Consider the following 15,257-nt stretch of genomic DNA (forward strand, 5'->3'; position numbering starts at 1 on the left):
GAGCTCTAGGCGAGCGCCGGGGAAGACTCTTCGCTCTCACGCGGCCGCGCGGAGAGCGCCGAAGCGGAGAGCAACACCAGCGCGATCCAGACCAGGTCCGCCAGGAGCAGGTGGACGAGCTGCATCCACACCGGCGCCAGGAGGACGAGGTTCAGCAGCCCCGCCCCGAGCTGTGCGACGAAGAGCACGCAGAGTGAGATCGCCGCGAGGCGGACGCTCCGTGCCGGTCGGGCGATGGCCGCCGTCACCGAGACGAAGAGGAGGAGGCCGCCGGTCCCCAGCGCCAGGAGCGGATGGAGCACGCGCAGCCTCACGAGAAAGTGCGCCGTCGGGGAGAAGTCCTGGATCATCCCCTCCCGCAGGCTCCCCGCCGGGTAGAGCGTGTCGCCCAGGGCGGTGACGGCCCCGCTCGCGCCGAGCACCATCATCGCGGCGAGACCGGCGAGGACCGTCCAGCCCAGGACCCCCTGCCCGCGCAGCCGGAAGCGCGGTCCGCCCGAGGCCCACCAGGCCGTGAGCGTGAGCGCGCCGAGGAGCAGGAGCGTGTTCAGCAGGTGGAGCGACATCGCGATCGCGCGCGCGACCGAGTCGTTGTCCTCCACGAGGCCCAGGAGCACGAGCCCGGCGCCGAGCAGAGCCTCGAGGATCATCGTACCGAGGGAGAGGGCGGCGCCGAGGCGCGCCGGGTGGCCGCGGGGATGGATCCGCCTGGCGGCCAGGGCGATCAGGATCACCAGGAGGAGCGCGACGCCGCTGGTCAGGCGGTGCGTGAACTCGATCAGGGTGGCCATCGCCGGCGCGCGAGGGATGGGAACGCCGTTGCAGAGGGGCCAGTGCTCGCCACAGCCGGCGCCGGAGCCCGTGGCGCGCACGTAGGCGCCCCACGCGATCACGCCGAGGTTGTAGGCGAGGTTCGCCCAGGCGAGCCTCCGGAAGCCGATCTCCTTCACTTCGAAGCTCCTGCGCCAGCGAGGATCTCTTCCGCGCGGCCGCCCACGAAGACCTCGAGGAGGGCCTCCGCCGCCCTCGAGAGCGAGCGGTTCCGGCGCACCAGGATCCCGATCGGGCGGATGAAGTCGCCGTCCGCGATCGGCAGCGCCACCAGCGAGCCCGCCTGGATCTCCGGCTGCACAGCCGCGCGGGGGAGGACCGAGACCCCGAGGCCGATCTCCACCGCCCGCTTCACTGTCTCGATGTTGTCGAGCTCCATCCGCACCTCGACCGAGGCCCCGTGATCGCGCAGGAGCTTGTCCACCGCGCGCCTCGTGGGGATGTCGCGGTCGAAGGCGACGAAGTTGATGCCGTCCAGGCGGGAGAGCGGGATCTCGCCCTTCCTCGCGAGGGGGCTGTCGGGCGGGACCACCACCACCAGCCGATCTTCGCTGAAGGGGATCGCCGCGAGCTCCCGCTTCTCGCGCGGATACGCGACCAGCCCGACGTCGGCCTCGCCAGAGGCCACCTCTTCGTAGACCTCGTCGCTCCGCCGGTAGGCCACGCGCACGTTCACCCGCGGGTAGCGGCGCAGCAGCTCCTTGAGGTGCGACTGGATCTCGTGGAGCCCCACCGAGTGGATCGTGGCGACGGTTACGGGCCCTTCCGCCTCCTCGCTCTGGGCGCGCATCCCCGCCTCGAGCGCCTCGAAGCGCACCAGCACCTCCCGCGCCGCCTCGTAGAGCTTCTCACCGGCGCGCGTCGGCTGGATCGCCCTGGGCGCCCGGTCGAGGAGCTTTCGATCGTAGCGCTTCTCCAGCGAGCGGATCTGCTGCGAGACCGCGCTCTGCGTCACGCGGTTGAGCCTCGCCGCCTTGGAGAACGACTTGGACTCCACCACGTCGCAGAAGACCTTGAGCGTCTCGAGCTGCACCGATTACTCCGCCGAAAGGACGAGCGCCGCCACGTGGCGCGCCAGCTTGTCGAAGAGGGCATTACCCTCGGCGGCGGAGGCCGCAGCGGGATCGCCGAAATACGCGCGATCGCCGCCGAGCTCGAGGAAGCTCGTCGCGCCTCCCTTGATCGCCTTGCCGAGGTCGAGATGGAACGGCTCCAGCGCCTCGCGCGCCGCGCGCACCTCGCCGGGGGCGGCGGCGAGCATCAGCGAGGTCTCGTAGCTGCCGGCGTGGCTGCCGCCCCTGCAGAACTCCTCGCCCAGCTCCAGCGCCCAAGGCTTCTTCCGGTGGTCCGGAACGATTACCCTGGCCGGCGCCGCACGGGCCGCCGCGCTTGCCGCTGCTCGGTGGAGCGCGGCGAAGTGCTCGGGCTCCAGGTGATGATTGACCAGCACCAGCGGTGAGAGGCCCTGCCCGTGGAGCGAGGCCGCGATGTCGATCACCAGCGCCTCGAGGGTCGACGCGCCGATGGAGACCGTGCCGCTGAAGCCCTTGGCGAACTCCGTGACCCCGTAAGCGAGGGGCGGCAGGACGATCGCCCGCTTCCCCGCCTCCTCGAGGAGGCGCCGCGCGCGATCCGCGACCTCCTCGGCGATCACGACGTCGGTGTGCAGCGGGAGATGCGGGCCGTGGGCCTCCGTCGATCCCACCGGGAGGAGCGCCACCGCCCCGCCATCGGCGGCATCGCGGAGCTCCTCCCATGTGAGGCTCGAAGCTGCGGGGCGGCGTTCCATGGCCCCATCGGGTAGCGCGCCGGCGCCTTTCGCGCAAGTCGGCGGTTCAGGAGCCGCACCTCTTCGTGTAGTGGACCTCGAACGAGGTCCCGGGCGGGGGCGCGGCTCCGGGCGCGAAGCTCACCTGGTTGTTGGCCCGATCGAAGCGAAACGCGCTGGCCGGGAGCTCGTTGCCGCCCACGAAGACGTGGATTCCCAAGTTGTCCGGGGGCTCGCTGAGCCGGAAGAACGAGGGAAGCGGCGCGAAGGCGGCGTCCGCGATGCGGCGGAACGCCGGAGTGAAATCCCGGTCGCAGATGGAGGAGACCGTGCCGCCCGTCAAATGGGCCGCCTCGATCATGCGGAAAGCGACGCCGTCCGAGCAGTTCGGACCGGTATCGACGATCGCGTTCAACATCGAGCCGCCGATCCCCTTGAGGCCCCTGAGGAAGTCCGAGTAGGTGGCCGGTGGATATCCGGAGTGGTCGTCCTCGTCGCCCACGAGGACCACGGAGAGGTTGGCCTCCGGCCTGAGGAAGCCGCGGTTCGCGCCGCTCGTGAGCGGCTCGCTCAGCGCCAGGCGCATCGCCTCCAGATCCTGGACCAGCTCGTGGCAGAGGCCGACCTGGGTGTTGTCCTCCAGCACCTGGCGCGCGTTCGGCGTGTTCCTCGTCACGATCCGAGGCCGGCTCTCGTCCACCGGAAAGAGCCTGCCGGCCTCGTTCCCGTTAGCGCCGCCCGGGCACACCGCGACGTCGCCGGGCGAGACGGACACACCGGTGGTCGTCACGCCGACGTGGAGATCCACGCCGAGGCGCGCCGCCTCGTCCAGGAGGACGTGCGCCGCCGAACGGAGCCGGGGCTGCTTGTCCACCATCGACCCGGAGTTGTCGACGACCAGCAGCATGTCGGTGGTCAACGGCCGATGCTGTACGAAGCGATCGATCACGCGTCCGTCGTCCAGGAGCTCGCCCAGGACCGGAATCGTGAGCGGCAGATCCGTCCGGCCGTCCTCGTAGAGATAGAGCGGTGCGGAGTTGATCCCCCGAACCAGCGTGTTCCAGTGCACCGCGACGTCGAAGCTCGCGCCCGAACCGAGGAGGAAGGGCGTCGTCGGCTGCTGGGCGATCGTGAACTCCCCTTCGCTCGACTGCGCGCCGAGCAAGATCGGTCCCACGTTCACTTCCACCGGGCAGGTGTTGGTGATCCTCACCGTGCGGTCGCTGGTTCCGCAGTTGTTCGCCGCCGTGCCGAAGTCGAGGAAGTTGGGTGTCGCCCGCAGGCAGCCGTTCAGGCTCCCCGCCACCAGCGGGATCGCGTAGCGACGTTGGGCCGCGTTCGCGGCGAAGAGCTCGAGCTCGCCCCGAAAGTAGCCTGTGCCCGCCCCCACCGCGTGCGGATCGAAGGCCACCATCCACCCGAACCACTGGTAGCCCGGGATGACGAAGCTCGAGACCGGCCGGGTGGTGAAGACCGGATCGGATCCGGCGGCGATGCGCAGGTCGCGCATGATGCAGAGCTCGGGGCCGGGGTTGAAGATCTGGAAGGAGAGCACCCCGCCCCAGCCCTCGTCGAACGAGCCGAAGTCCAGGAAGGGCGGCGTGAGCACGAGGCTGCGGCAGGTCGGCGCGCCGAAGGCGCTGCCCGACATCGGGATCCGGACCTCCGGGAAGCTGTCGTCGTTCGAGACGATCACCAACTCGGCATGATCGCCCGCGTCGTCGCTCACCTGGGTGGGCTCGTACCCGATCAAGATGGTCTCCGAGGTCCCGCCCGGGATCGCGACCGGCTGCGCCACGAGGTCGCGATCGGCGCCGAAGATGGTGGTGGCCGGGTTCTCCACCCGGAACGCGGTGATCCGGAGCGCCGGACCGGGATCCGTCCCCGCGTTCGTCACGATGAGAGGGAGCTGTCCCCTCGCGCCGATCGGCACCGAGCCGAAGGCGAGGGCACGGGGCGTCACCTGGATCTTGGGCCCGCCTCCGCGGCCCAACAGGTGCACCGGGATCACGGGCGAGCGCCTCGAGTCCGAGGCGATGTCGATGAAGTCCTCCTCGGGATCGTTCTGGACGGGCGCGAACCTCACGTCGAAGGTCCGCGTCTCCCCCGGCTGGAGCGTCCCCGTGAACGGCGTGAACGTGAAGACGGGCCGGTGCATCCGGGTGTTCATCGAGGTGATCTGCACCGGATGCGAGCTCACGTTCGACATCGTGAAGCTGCGATGCGATTGGCGCTCCACCGGGATGTAGTCGAAGTCGATCGTGGTCGGCGTCACCACCAGGGCCTGGTCGATCCCGATCCCCGCCATCGGGACCTCGACCTCGTCGCAGATCGGGCACGGGACCATGGTGACCTGCCCGCCTGCGACCCCCAGGCGGGTCGGGAGGAAGACGACGTTCACGTTGATCTTCCCGTTGGCCGCAATCGGCACGGATCCCGATGGCGACATCGAGAACTGGGGGTCGCCCCGCTGGCCGAGGACCACCTCCACCGGGATGTCGAAGTCGTTCTCCAGGAGCAGCGGCATCGTGAACGGCGAGCCGAGCTCCACCTTCCCGAAGTCGAGAGAAGCGGGGGTCGCGACGACCCGGGGCCGCACCCCCACGCCGGTCACGGGGATCTGGAGCGTCGGGCGGCGGGGATCGTTCGTCTGCACCTCGAGCATCCGCGAGAGGACGGCCTCCTCCTTCGGGGTGAAACGCACCGAGAGCGTCGAGGTCTGCCCCTCTCGCAGGCGAGTCCGGGAGTCGGGGAGCAGCTCGAAGTCAACGCCGCTTCCCGGGATGGAGAAGCCGTCGAGCGAGAGCGGCGCGCGCCCGCCGTTGTGGATCTCGAGCTTTCGAACCACCGTGGCCCCGAGACCGACCCGACCGAAGTCGAGGGCCGCCGGGGCCGCCAGCGCGATACCGTCGGATTGAACCACCCGATCCCTGCCGCATCCAACCGAGAGGTACGCGAGCGCCAGGACCCCCACCCACCTCCGCATGCCCACCGACCTCGCCTTCGCGGGAAGCTCCTGCGAAGAAAAGCTAGGGAGTGGCGTCGGACGTGGCGGTGCCTACGACGCGCACATGGGTGTGGGTCGGGTGCACACGTTCGGGGGCGTTCCCGAACGGCGGGTGCGGCGGCGGCCCTGCATCGGGCCGCCAGCTGGATCGATCAGGGCTGCCCGAGCGCCCGGCGGATCGCGACCACCTGGCCCACCAGCTCGTCGAAGCCGGCGAAGTCCAGGGAGTTGGGGCCGTCGCAGAGCGCGTTGTCCGGATCCGGGTGGATCTCCAGGAAGAGCGCGTCGATCCCAATCGCCGTCGCCGCCCGGGCGAGGCCCGCGACGAAGCGGCGCTCACCCCCGGACGAGCCGCCCGCTGCGGAGGGGAGCTGAACGGCGTGTGTCGCGTCCATGCAGACCGGCACGCCGATGTCCCTCATCAGGGGCAGCGAGCGCATGTCCACCACGAGGTTGTTGTAACCGAAGGTGGCGCCGCGCTCCGTGAGGAAGATCTCCGTGCAGCCGCTCTCCCGGAGCTTGCCGACCGCGTGGCGCATGTCCTTAGGCGCCACCATCTGCCCCTTCTTCACCTGCACCGCGCGGCCCGTCTTGGCACACGCGACCAGCAGGTCCGTCTGGCGGCAGAGGAAGGCCGGCACCTGGAGGAGGTCGACCACCTCGGCAGCCCGAGCCGCCTGCCACGTCTCGTGCACGTCGGTCACCAGCGGCAGACCCGTCTCCGCCTTCACCTTGGCGAAGAGGGAGAGCGCCTCGTCGAGGCCGGGGCCGCGGTAGCTCTTGAGCGAGGTGCGGTTCGCCTTGTCGAAGGAGCACTTGAACACCGCCGGGAGGCCGTGCTTCTCGGAGACGCGCTTCACCTCGCGGGCGGTCGCCATCACCTGCTCTTCGGTCTCCACCACGTCGGGGCCGACCACGAGCACCAGCTTCTGGCCGTCGCCCAGGACGACGTCTTCGCGGATCTTGCAGCGGATCATTCCTTGCTCGCCTTGGCGCCGCGCACGGGCACCACGTTCGAGGGCTGGCTGGCCTTGCGGTCGCGCAGGTCCACCGCGGCCCGCACGAAGCCCGTGAAGAGCGGGTGCGGCGCGGTGGGCTTCGACTTGAACTCCGGGTGGGCCTGGCACGCGATGAAGTGCGGGTGCTCCGGGAGCTCGATCATCTCGACGAGCCCGAGCTCGGGGTTCAGGCCCGAGAAGATCAGTCCCGCCTTTTCGAACTGCGCCCGGTAGGCGTTGTTGAACTCGAAGCGGTGCCGGTGCCGCTCGAAGACCTGGGCCTCGCCGTAGAGCTTGCGGGCGAGGCTGTCCTCCTTGAGGTCGCAGGCGTAGGCGCCCAGGCGCATGGTGCCGCCCTTCTCGCGCACGCCCTTCTGACCCTCCATCAGCGTCACCACCGGATGCGGCGTCCGCTCGTCGAACTCCGCAGAGTTCGCCTTCTCCAGCCCGAGCACGTTGCGGCCGTACTCGATCACCGCCATCTGCATGCCCAGGCAGATCCCGAAGAAGGGGATCTTCTTCTCGCGGGCCCAGCGGATCGCCGAGATCTTCCCCTCGGTGCCGCGGACGCCGAAGCCGCCGGGGACGAGGAGCGCGTCCACGCCGGCCAGCTGCTTCTCGGCAGAGGTCTGCTCGATCTCCGCCGCGTCCACGAGCTGCAGCTTCACCCGCACGTCGTTCGCCACGCCGCCGTGGGTGAGCGCCTCGTTCAGCGACTTGTAGCTCTCCGCGAGCTCCACGTACTTGCCGACGACCCCGATCGTCACCTCGCCGCGGGTGGGGTTCATCACCCTCTCGTGGATCCGCTCCCAGGCCTCGAGCTGCGGCGCCCGCGACCAGATGTTGAGGAGCTCGGCGATCTTGTCGTCCAGGCCCTCCCGGTGCAGCGCCAGCGGCAGCTCGTAGATCGAGTCGACGTCACGGGCCGAGAAGACGTTGCCGGGATCCACCGAGGTGAAGAGGGCGATCTTGTCCTTCATCTCGCGATCCACCGGCTTCTCGCTCCGGCAGACGAGAATGTCGGGCTGGATGCCGATCTCGCGAAGCTTCATCACCGAGTGCTGCGTGGGCTTCGTCTTCAGCTCGCCCGCCGCGGCGATGTAGGGGATGTACGTGAGGTGGAGGTAGAGGCAGTTCTCCACGCCGACGTCGTAGCGGATCTGCCGGATCGCCTCGAGGAAGGGCAGCGACTCGATGTCACCCACCGTGCCGCCCACTTCCACCAGCGTCACGTCGAGGCCTTCGGCCGCCTCGCGGATGATCCCCTTGATCTCGTCGGTGATGTGGGGAATCACCTGCACCGTCTTGCCCAGGTACTCGCCGCGGCGCTCCTTCTGGATCACCGCGTTGTAGATCCGGCCCGAAGTGAAGTTGTTCGAGCGGGTCATCTGCGCGGAGGAGAAGCGCTCGTAGTGGCCCAGGTCGAGATCCGTCTCCGCGCCGTCGTCCGTGACGAAGACCTCGCCGTGCTGCATCGGGCTCATCGTGCCGGGATCCACGTTGATGTAGGGATCCAGCTTGAGGAACGAGATCTTCATCCCCCGGTTCTCGAGCAGCGCACCGATCGAGGCCGAGGTCAGTCCCTTGCCGAGGGAGGAGACCACCCCTCCGGTGACGAAGATGAACTTGCTGGAGCGCCGCGCGCGGGCTGCGGACATGGGGTCTCCTGTGGGCGGTGGGGTGCCCGGGTCGAATCTTGGGCGTATCTACACCAAAGCCGGAAAGCGCGGAACCGATCCTTCGGGAACGGGCCCCGGCGCCTTTCTCGACCGCATGGCGGTGCCCATCTTCATGAGGAAGGAGGCCCAACCATGGCAGACGAGACGCCCGACGTGAGCGCGACGCCCGTGCCCACGCGGCACGAGCCGGCAGACGACTACCGCGCCTTCGTCGACGAGCTCCGCTGGACCCATCCGATCGAAGATCCCGAAGACGCCGCGTACGCCGCCGCCGTGGTCCTCTGCCAGCTCGAGCGGCGGCTCACCGGCGAGCGGCGCGATGAGCTGGCCTTCCGCCTCCCGGAGGAGTTTCAAATCCTGCTGGCGGCCTGCCCCCGGGTCGACGGCTCGGGTGCCCAGCGCACGAACGCCCGCACCTTCCTCGCCGACGTAGCCGACCTCCTGGGCACCGAGCCGACCGCCACCTTCCAGATCGTCTCGGCCGTCTTCACCGCGCTGCGGGATCGGCTTCCCGACGAGGACGTGCACTGGGTCGCCAGCCAGCTCCCGCCCGACCTCGCCGACATCTGGCGCCGGCCGGTGTAGGCCGCATTCGCACGAAGCGCGAAAGGGACGCCTGAGCGTCCCCTTCGGACCTTGCGAGGAACCAACCCGCAAAGGTGCAAGTTACGGCGTTACGATCCTGCCGATACTCCCGTAATACCCTCGGGTCCCCAAGTAAGCGACGTGCAGGTTGTAAGGATCGCGAATGACCTTGGACGAGGCCGGGGTCCCTGCATCCACCGGCAAGGAATCGCTCCAGTTTAGATGGCCGGTGGTATCGAACCGGTCGATCACGCCCCAACCTCCCAAAACGGTCGAGTACACGACATAGAAGGCAGTTCCGGCATCGACCAACTTGATTGGCCCAACCGCCGCGCGAGACAGATTCGACTGCCAGACCTGCCTATCGGAGAAATTTGTCACCCACGGATCCGTCGTATCCACCAGCTCCAGGGTATGGCCGGATCCGGTTTTCCAAACGATCGAGAGTCCCTGCGACCAGCTTTCGAGCGGCCTTCCGGAGAATGCAACGATCTCCCCGGGAAAGCTCAGATCGTCCTGGTGAACCTTCTCCAACACCCCAGAGACGAGGTTGTACCGAAGAATGAACGAAGGAACGTCACTCGGATAGTTGTAGTAGAATGAACCGTCAGTCCGTCCCGCAACGAATACCGCTAGTTTCCCGTTCTCGTCGGGCGCTACAGCCACCCCCACCGGTCGATCACTTTTCAGCGAGCCGATCTGCTTAATCCATGCCCAGGTGCCCGCTGACGTAGCATTGGCGACGAAGACGTCCTCTTTACCGACGTTGGTTGGCCGGCCAACCGGAGTGTTGGTGTACCCAGTTATGATCACATTCCCGCCGGGTCCCCCGACGGTGACGATGCCGGTCGGAACAATTTTAGGAGACGGACATAAAAACCCCTCACAACCCTCGAGCGAGGCAATAAACCGGATCCAAACGAGGTCACCCTTCCAATCCAACTTCGCCAGAAAGACTTCGTCTCTGGAACCCGTACCCAAACCCGAACAGCTTGCGATAGACATTCCGACGACGTACGTCACCTCATCGAAACCTTCCCCAACCTGCTCCATGCCAACGGGATCGAGACCGCAGTGGCTGCGGGGTACACCGGGGCTGATCGTTTTCTGATATTCCAAACTACCATCGAGCCACTTGGACACAGATGCGGAAGTAGAGACGCCTGAGCCTTGCCGCGTGAGCACCGTGGTGTACGTCGACAGTCGCCCGACGCCAGGCTTGGCCGCGAGCGCAATCAGCGTGGTAGAAGACCCAACCCCGCTTACCCTGCCGATCTCGGCGTATTTGGCCTCGGCGAATGCGCTCGTCGAGATCAGAAGGAACAGAACAGCGACTGCGCGAATCATACCTCGCATGATTTCCCCTTGCGGCCACGCCGCTCTACAGCGAGTGATCTGCGTTACTACCATAACACCAGTAGCAAGATCTCTAACGCAGGTCAAGTCGCCTACGCGCCGTCGCGCCGTCGCGCTGGCAGTCGGTCGCGCTCGGCCCTGATCGACATGCGAGTCGTTGTCCCTGAGAACGAGCAGCGTTCTTGCTTTCTCCGGGTGTACGCGGGCAACAATCGAGCAGCTAGATCAGTCGGCGCATCACGGACCCCGATCACTACGCCAGCCTGCACCGAGCATGGAGAGCGTAGGACTCGCAGGTGGGCGCGGCTGCCAAGATCGGGCCGAGCCGACGGTTCGCCCAGCGCGGGGGAGATCGCCTCGAATCGGCGATTGGGCGGGATCCACGTTGCTGCCACGAGTAACCGCAGTTCCATGTCGCGCGGATTGGCGCCGGCGGTGACGGGTTGGCGGAGCCCCTTAACGGCGAAGGGGACACCGTTTCCGGCGTCCCCTTCGTTTTGTACCGCTGTCTTGCCAAGAGGAGCACTCGACCCGCCCTTACTCTGGGACGGGTCGAGACCCTACGTTGGCATGAGCGAGCGAGTTACGGGTTCGCGGCGAAGCAGGCCTGCATCGTTTCCTTGACGCAAGGCGCATCGAGGATGCACCCGATCAGATCGTCCGAGAACTCCTCGGTGCCGCAGATGTACTGGCAGTGCGTCTCGGTGAAGCCAAGCGAAAGCTGACACGAGGTGATGTGAGCGCACATCTGGACGCACTCGGCCGAGGGCTCGAACGGAGCCGGGGCGAGGCAACCATCAATCGCCTCGGGATCGCAGGCGACCTCACCCCAGCACGCGATCTGGGCGTCGTCGAACTGGTTGGGGTCCATGCAGATGTCGCTGCACTCATCCCGGGTCAGGCCCTCGAAGATGGTCCCGTCGGTCCCACACTCGTCGAGATTGTCGCACATGGCCTTGCACTCCGGCGACACCGTGGGCTTGAAGCACTCGTTGATCACGGGCGGGTCACCAGCGCATTCGGCATTCGCGGCGCACTCGAGCATCTCGGGGGTGTAGCCGAAGCTGCCGTTCGTGCACTTCACGCCGCAATCGACGCGGGTGTTCGAGCCCATGGTGTAGCCGCAGTCGAGGTAGGCGTGGTCGCAGAACGCCGAGCACGCCTCCGACTCGCCCGGGTGGAAGCACGTGGCGACCGCGTCGGTGCCACACGCCGCCTCGGTCAGGCAGGCGATCTTCGGGGCCTTGCCGAGCGCACCGTTCGAGCAGACCTGGCCGCACTGGACGCGAGTCAGCTCACCGAGGCCGCTGTCGCAGGTGGTGTAGAGGTGATCGCACATCGCGGTGCACGCCGCGGTCTCCTGGATCGGAGCATTGAAGCACTCGTCGAGCTGATCCGTGTCGCACCAGGGGACCATGGCCTCGACGATGCAGGAACGCAGTTTGCCGTCGAAGGGCAGGCCCCCCGACTCGCACTGCCTGGTGCACTCGTCGGCGTCCCACGTGCCCTGGTTGAACGCCAACCCGCAGTCGGCGACGGCGTCGCACATTTCGCGGCAGGACGCCTCGGTGCCGGGGCCGCCGGTGCCGCCGGTGCCCGTGCCGCCGGTGCCGCCTGTGCCCGTGCCGCCGGTGCCGCCGGTGTCCGTGCCGCCAGAGCCGGCCTCGCTACCAGCAGTGCCGCCGGTGCCGCCGCCGGCAGTACCGCCGGTGCCGCCCGTGCCACCACCGGTGCCGCCGGTGTTATCGGGATTGTTGCTGCCGTTGCACGCCGTGCCGACGGCGAACAACATGGCCACCAGGAAAATAGATTTGCGCAACATGAAAAGCCTGCTCCTAGTGCTTCGGGTTGGGATCGGCCATCCGCCAATCCGGGCCACCCTAGCACGATCGCAACGCTTGCCAATAGCCCCTGCGATGATCGTTCGGCCGGCCCATTCGGGTATGAGGACCGCGACACGCACCGAGCGAGTGGCCTTCGGTTCAGGCTCCTCGGCCTACGGCGGTCAGCGCCAGGACCTCGGCGGGCTCCAGCTGAATCCGCGTGGCGCCGACGTTGTCCTCGAGGTGCTTCACGGAGCCGGTCCCAGGGATGGGGAGCATCACCGGCGAGTGGACCAGGATCCACGCCAGTGCGATCTGAGGCAATGACGCATTGTGTCGTTTCGCGATCGCCGCGATCGGCCCGCCCTCGAGCCCTTCCGTCGACAACGGCCTCCAGGGGATGAAGGCGATGCCCCGCCGCTCGCACCATTCGAGCACCGGCTGTGAAGCGCGATCCACGAGGTTGAAGCGGTTCTGGACGGAGATGATCTTCGCGATGCCCGACGCGCGTTCGAGCTGCTCTACGTCAAAGTTGCTCACGCCGATGAAACGGATCTTGCCCTCATTCTGCAGCCTCACGAGCTCGCCCATCGAGTCCTCGAGGGGGACCTTCGGGTCGGGCCGGTGGAACTGGTAGAGCTCGATCCGGTCGAGGCGGAGCCTGCGGAGGCTGCCCTCGCAGGCGCGGCGGATGTGCGCCGGGTCTCCGTTCGGCACCCACGTGTTCGGACCGGGCCGCGTCAGACCGGCCTTGGTCGCGACGACGAGGTTCGACGGATAGGGCGCGAGGGTCTCGCCGATCAGGCGCTCCGAGACGTCGGGACCGTAGGAATCGGCGGTGTCGATCAGGTCGATGCCCAGCTCGACCACCCGCCGCAGGACGCGCTTCGCCTCGTCGAGATCCGGCGGCTCGCCCCAGATCCCCTCGCCGGTGATCCGCATCGCCCCGAAACCCAGGCGGTGGACGGGGACCTCGCCGCCGAGACGAAGGATTCCGGCCTGTTCGACGCTCATCGGTAGGCTCTCCTGGGTTCGGAGGTAGGAGTCTACCGGAGTGCCCGGATATTGGGCGAGAGAATCGTTCGCCCAAACGAACTTGACGAGCGAAGGCGCCTCGGAGGGGGGCCTGGGTCAAGCCACCTGCGAATGCGCCGGCTCGCTTCCCGCGACCTCGAAGTTCTCGACGCCGCCAATGACCTGGACCTCGAACCGGCCCGTGCCGTCCCCGCCTTTGACGTCGCCGTAGCGAAAGATGCCTCCGACCGAGTCGAGGCGGAGGTTGTCCGCGTGGACGGACTCCGCGCCCCCGAACATGCGGATCGAGACCGGGACGTCCTTCGGACGCGCGATGCGGAGGCACTCCATTCCGCCGATGATCTGGATCGGGACGATGCCTTCGGGGCGTCCGAGGCGGAGCTCCAACCGGCCGACCCCCCGACGAAGGAGATCCGACGGATCTGGAGCGCCGAGAGATCGGCGCTGAGCTCGGACATGCCGCCGAGGACCCCGATCTCCCACGGGATGGAGGACTGGAGGGCGATCTTGGAGTGGCACGACCTGGGAGGACCGAACACGCCGTATCGCAGGCGCACCTGGTTGCCCGAGTGGATGACCCTTGGTGGATGCCCGTCGAACTCGGCCCGGTAGAGCTCACCCGGCTCGTCCAGGGACGAGATGGCGAGGTCCGTGGTGCCGCCGAAGATCTTGAGCCGCCCGCTCGTCGCCGAGCCGAGGGGTGCCGACTGCCTGCCGCTCATGGTGTACCTGCTCCTCGCTCCGTCGAGCGGAGCTTTATGGCTTTCGAATATCTTAGAGACTAAGACTCTCTCGTCAAGCTTGCGCCGGAAGCTCCGGGAAGAACCGGGCGAGGCCGCGGTCGACGAACCGCACGAGGTTGGGCTTCGACCTGGCGTAGGTGCAGACCGGCCCCGGCAGGCCGGAGCGGACGGTCACCGCCAGGAGCCCCAGCGCCGTCGCGTCGGCCTTCGTCGGCTCGTCGGCGACGAACCACTCGCGGTCCCCGAGCCAGGTCGCCAGCGCATCGATGTCGGCCTTTCCCAGCGCTTCGATCTCGTCGGCCGAGTGCCGCGCGATGCCGCGCTCGAAGAGGTGACGTCGGAAGCCTCGGCGGATGATCGGCCCAGCGACGGCGAGCGCCAGGGGCGGGATGGCCGCGGACAGGTGTCGCTTCATCGCGGCCCACCCGTCGTCGCGGACGAGCAGCTCGTACTCGAACACCTGGTGGAAGTGCTCCTCGAGCATCTTCCGCAGCACGTGGGCCCGCGAGCGCTGGTCGGGATCGAGACCTCGATCGAGGACCTTGCCGTACCGCTGCTCGAGGTAGCGGAGGATGAGCTCGGTGTCTCCGAGGCGCACGCCGCCGTCCTCGATCCACGGGCTCTTGCGCTTCGGGCCTTTGCGCGAGTTGTCCGCGACGACCCGCTCGTAGGGCACGTCGAGCATGCGCAGGCAGACCTCGAGCTTCAGCCCGAAGGGCCCTGCGGTCGGCAGGCCGAACGCGGGCGAGAAGGTGTAGAGACGCAGGGCACTCTCTGTCATGGGGATCCTCCCGGGATGCATGCAGCCGCGAAGCTGCCGGATCCGGTCCCCTTTGGTCATGAGTTCCGGAGGCGGAGAGTCGAGCATCGAACACTGCGGTTCGGCGCCCGCCGGCCAGGCTCGACCTCGCGCGGAATCGGGAACTGCCTTGCACGAGCGTCTGTGCGCCGCTAGCTTCGCCGGCCCATGACCCAGCCCCTCATCCTCTCCTACGCCGGTTGCTCCACGTGCAAGAAGGCGCTGAAGTGGCTCGCAGAGCACGGCATCGACGCGGAGGTGCGGCCCATCGTCGAGCAGCCTCCGACGCCCGCCGAGCTCGAGCGGTGGATCCCCGCGAGCGGCCTCCCCGTTCGCAAGTGGCTGAACACCAGCGGGCAGAGCTATCGCGCGATCGGCAAGGAGCGGATCGACGCGGCCGACGACGCGACGCTGGTCCGCTGGCTCGCCGCAGATGGCAAGCTCGTGAAACGCCCGGTGCTGGTGCACGGCGATCGCGTGCTCGTCGGTTTCCGCGAGGAGCAGTACGGCGAGCTCTTCGCTCGCTGATCATCCCTCGCAACGAACCGGCTTGCCGAACGAGCCCAATCGTCGGATGGGGTGGCCCAGCGCGAGTGCGCGTTTCCCGGGAGTGGGAGCCGGGTGTAGTCTGAG

Annotated in this window: 13 protein-coding genes; 2 read left to right on the forward strand and 11 right to left on the reverse strand. The window is 67.8% G+C overall.

Features of this window, described 5'->3' with window-relative positions; genetic code table 11:
- Positions 1-5: 5 nt before the first annotated feature.
- From AKJ08_RS14295 to AKJ08_RS14320, 6 genes are all read right to left on the reverse strand, one after another.
- Positions 6-950 carry a COX15/CtaA family protein gene (locus AKJ08_RS14295; protein WP_050726680.1) on the reverse strand — a complete coding sequence of 315 codons (945 nt, stop codon included), beginning with the start codon at positions 948-950 and terminating at the stop codon, positions 6-8.
- Positions 947-1,864, reverse strand: coding sequence for a LysR family transcriptional regulator (locus tag AKJ08_RS14300; protein WP_050726681.1), 918 nt, complete (start codon positions 1,862-1,864; stop codon positions 947-949). Before AKJ08_RS14300 ends, AKJ08_RS14295 begins: the two co-directional genes overlap by 4 nt.
- A 3-nt stretch (positions 1,865-1,867) precedes the next feature.
- Positions 1,868-2,620 carry a creatininase family protein gene (locus AKJ08_RS14305; RefSeq protein ID WP_050726682.1) on the reverse strand — a complete coding sequence of 251 codons (753 nt, stop codon included), beginning with the start codon at positions 2,618-2,620 and terminating at the stop codon, positions 1,868-1,870.
- A gap of 46 nt (positions 2,621-2,666) precedes the next feature.
- The gene (locus tag AKJ08_RS14310; RefSeq protein ID WP_050726683.1) at positions 2,667-5,585 is read right to left on the reverse strand and encodes a choice-of-anchor D domain-containing protein; all 2,919 of its coding nucleotides are present in this window, start codon (positions 5,583-5,585) and stop codon (positions 2,667-2,669) included.
- Between the two features lie 173 nt (positions 5,586-5,758).
- Complete coding sequence (gene kdsA, locus AKJ08_RS14315; protein ID WP_050726684.1) at positions 5,759-6,583, reverse strand: 3-deoxy-8-phosphooctulonate synthase; 825 nt, start codon at positions 6,581-6,583, stop codon at positions 5,759-5,761.
- A complete protein-coding gene (locus AKJ08_RS14320; RefSeq protein WP_050726685.1) occupies positions 6,580-8,262 on the reverse strand; it encodes a CTP synthase in 1,683 nt (560 codons plus the stop codon). The genes kdsA and AKJ08_RS14320 overlap by 4 nt, the downstream gene beginning before the upstream one ends.
- Before the next feature lie 153 nt (positions 8,263-8,415).
- Here AKJ08_RS14320 and AKJ08_RS14325 point away from each other — a divergent pair, with 153 nt between their 5' ends.
- Positions 8,416-8,868, forward strand: a complete 453-nt coding sequence (locus tag AKJ08_RS14325) for a DUF2267 domain-containing protein (RefSeq protein ID WP_050726686.1) — start codon at positions 8,416-8,418, stop codon at positions 8,866-8,868.
- A gap of 81 nt (positions 8,869-8,949) precedes the next feature.
- On the opposite strand, the gene AKJ08_RS19440 is transcribed toward AKJ08_RS14325, so the two are convergent.
- The 5 genes from AKJ08_RS19440 to AKJ08_RS14350 form a co-directional block, all read right to left on the reverse strand.
- On the reverse strand, positions 8,950-10,215 hold the full coding sequence (locus tag AKJ08_RS19440) for a hypothetical protein (RefSeq protein WP_157370706.1): 1,266 nt from the start codon (positions 10,213-10,215) through the stop codon (positions 8,950-8,952).
- A 592-nt stretch (positions 10,216-10,807) separates the two neighbouring features.
- Positions 10,808-12,046, reverse strand: coding sequence for a hypothetical protein (locus AKJ08_RS20195; protein WP_205624728.1), 1,239 nt, complete (start codon positions 12,044-12,046; stop codon positions 10,808-10,810).
- 160 nt (positions 12,047-12,206) lie between these two features.
- On the reverse strand, positions 12,207-13,061 hold the full coding sequence (locus AKJ08_RS14340; protein ID WP_050726689.1) for an aldo/keto reductase: 855 nt from the start codon (positions 13,059-13,061) through the stop codon (positions 12,207-12,209).
- Positions 13,062-13,178: 117 nt separating this feature from the next.
- Positions 13,179-13,469, reverse strand: a complete 291-nt coding sequence (locus tag AKJ08_RS14345) for a hypothetical protein (RefSeq protein ID WP_050726690.1) — start codon at positions 13,467-13,469, stop codon at positions 13,179-13,181.
- Between the two features lie 408 nt (positions 13,470-13,877).
- The gene (locus AKJ08_RS14350; protein ID WP_169788841.1) at positions 13,878-14,606 is read right to left on the reverse strand and encodes a glutathione S-transferase family protein; all 729 of its coding nucleotides are present in this window, start codon (positions 14,604-14,606) and stop codon (positions 13,878-13,880) included.
- A 186-nt stretch (positions 14,607-14,792) separates the two neighbouring features.
- On the opposite strand from AKJ08_RS14350, the gene AKJ08_RS14355 reads away from it, so the two are divergent.
- Complete coding sequence (locus tag AKJ08_RS14355) at positions 14,793-15,152, forward strand: arsenate reductase family protein (RefSeq protein ID WP_050726692.1); 360 nt, start codon at positions 14,793-14,795, stop codon at positions 15,150-15,152.
- Positions 15,153-15,257 lie beyond the last annotated feature (105 nt).

The sequence above is a fragment of the Vulgatibacter incomptus genome (genome assembly GCF_001263175.1).
Taxonomy (GTDB): Bacteria; Myxococcota; Myxococcia; order Myxococcales; family Vulgatibacteraceae; genus Vulgatibacter; species Vulgatibacter incomptus.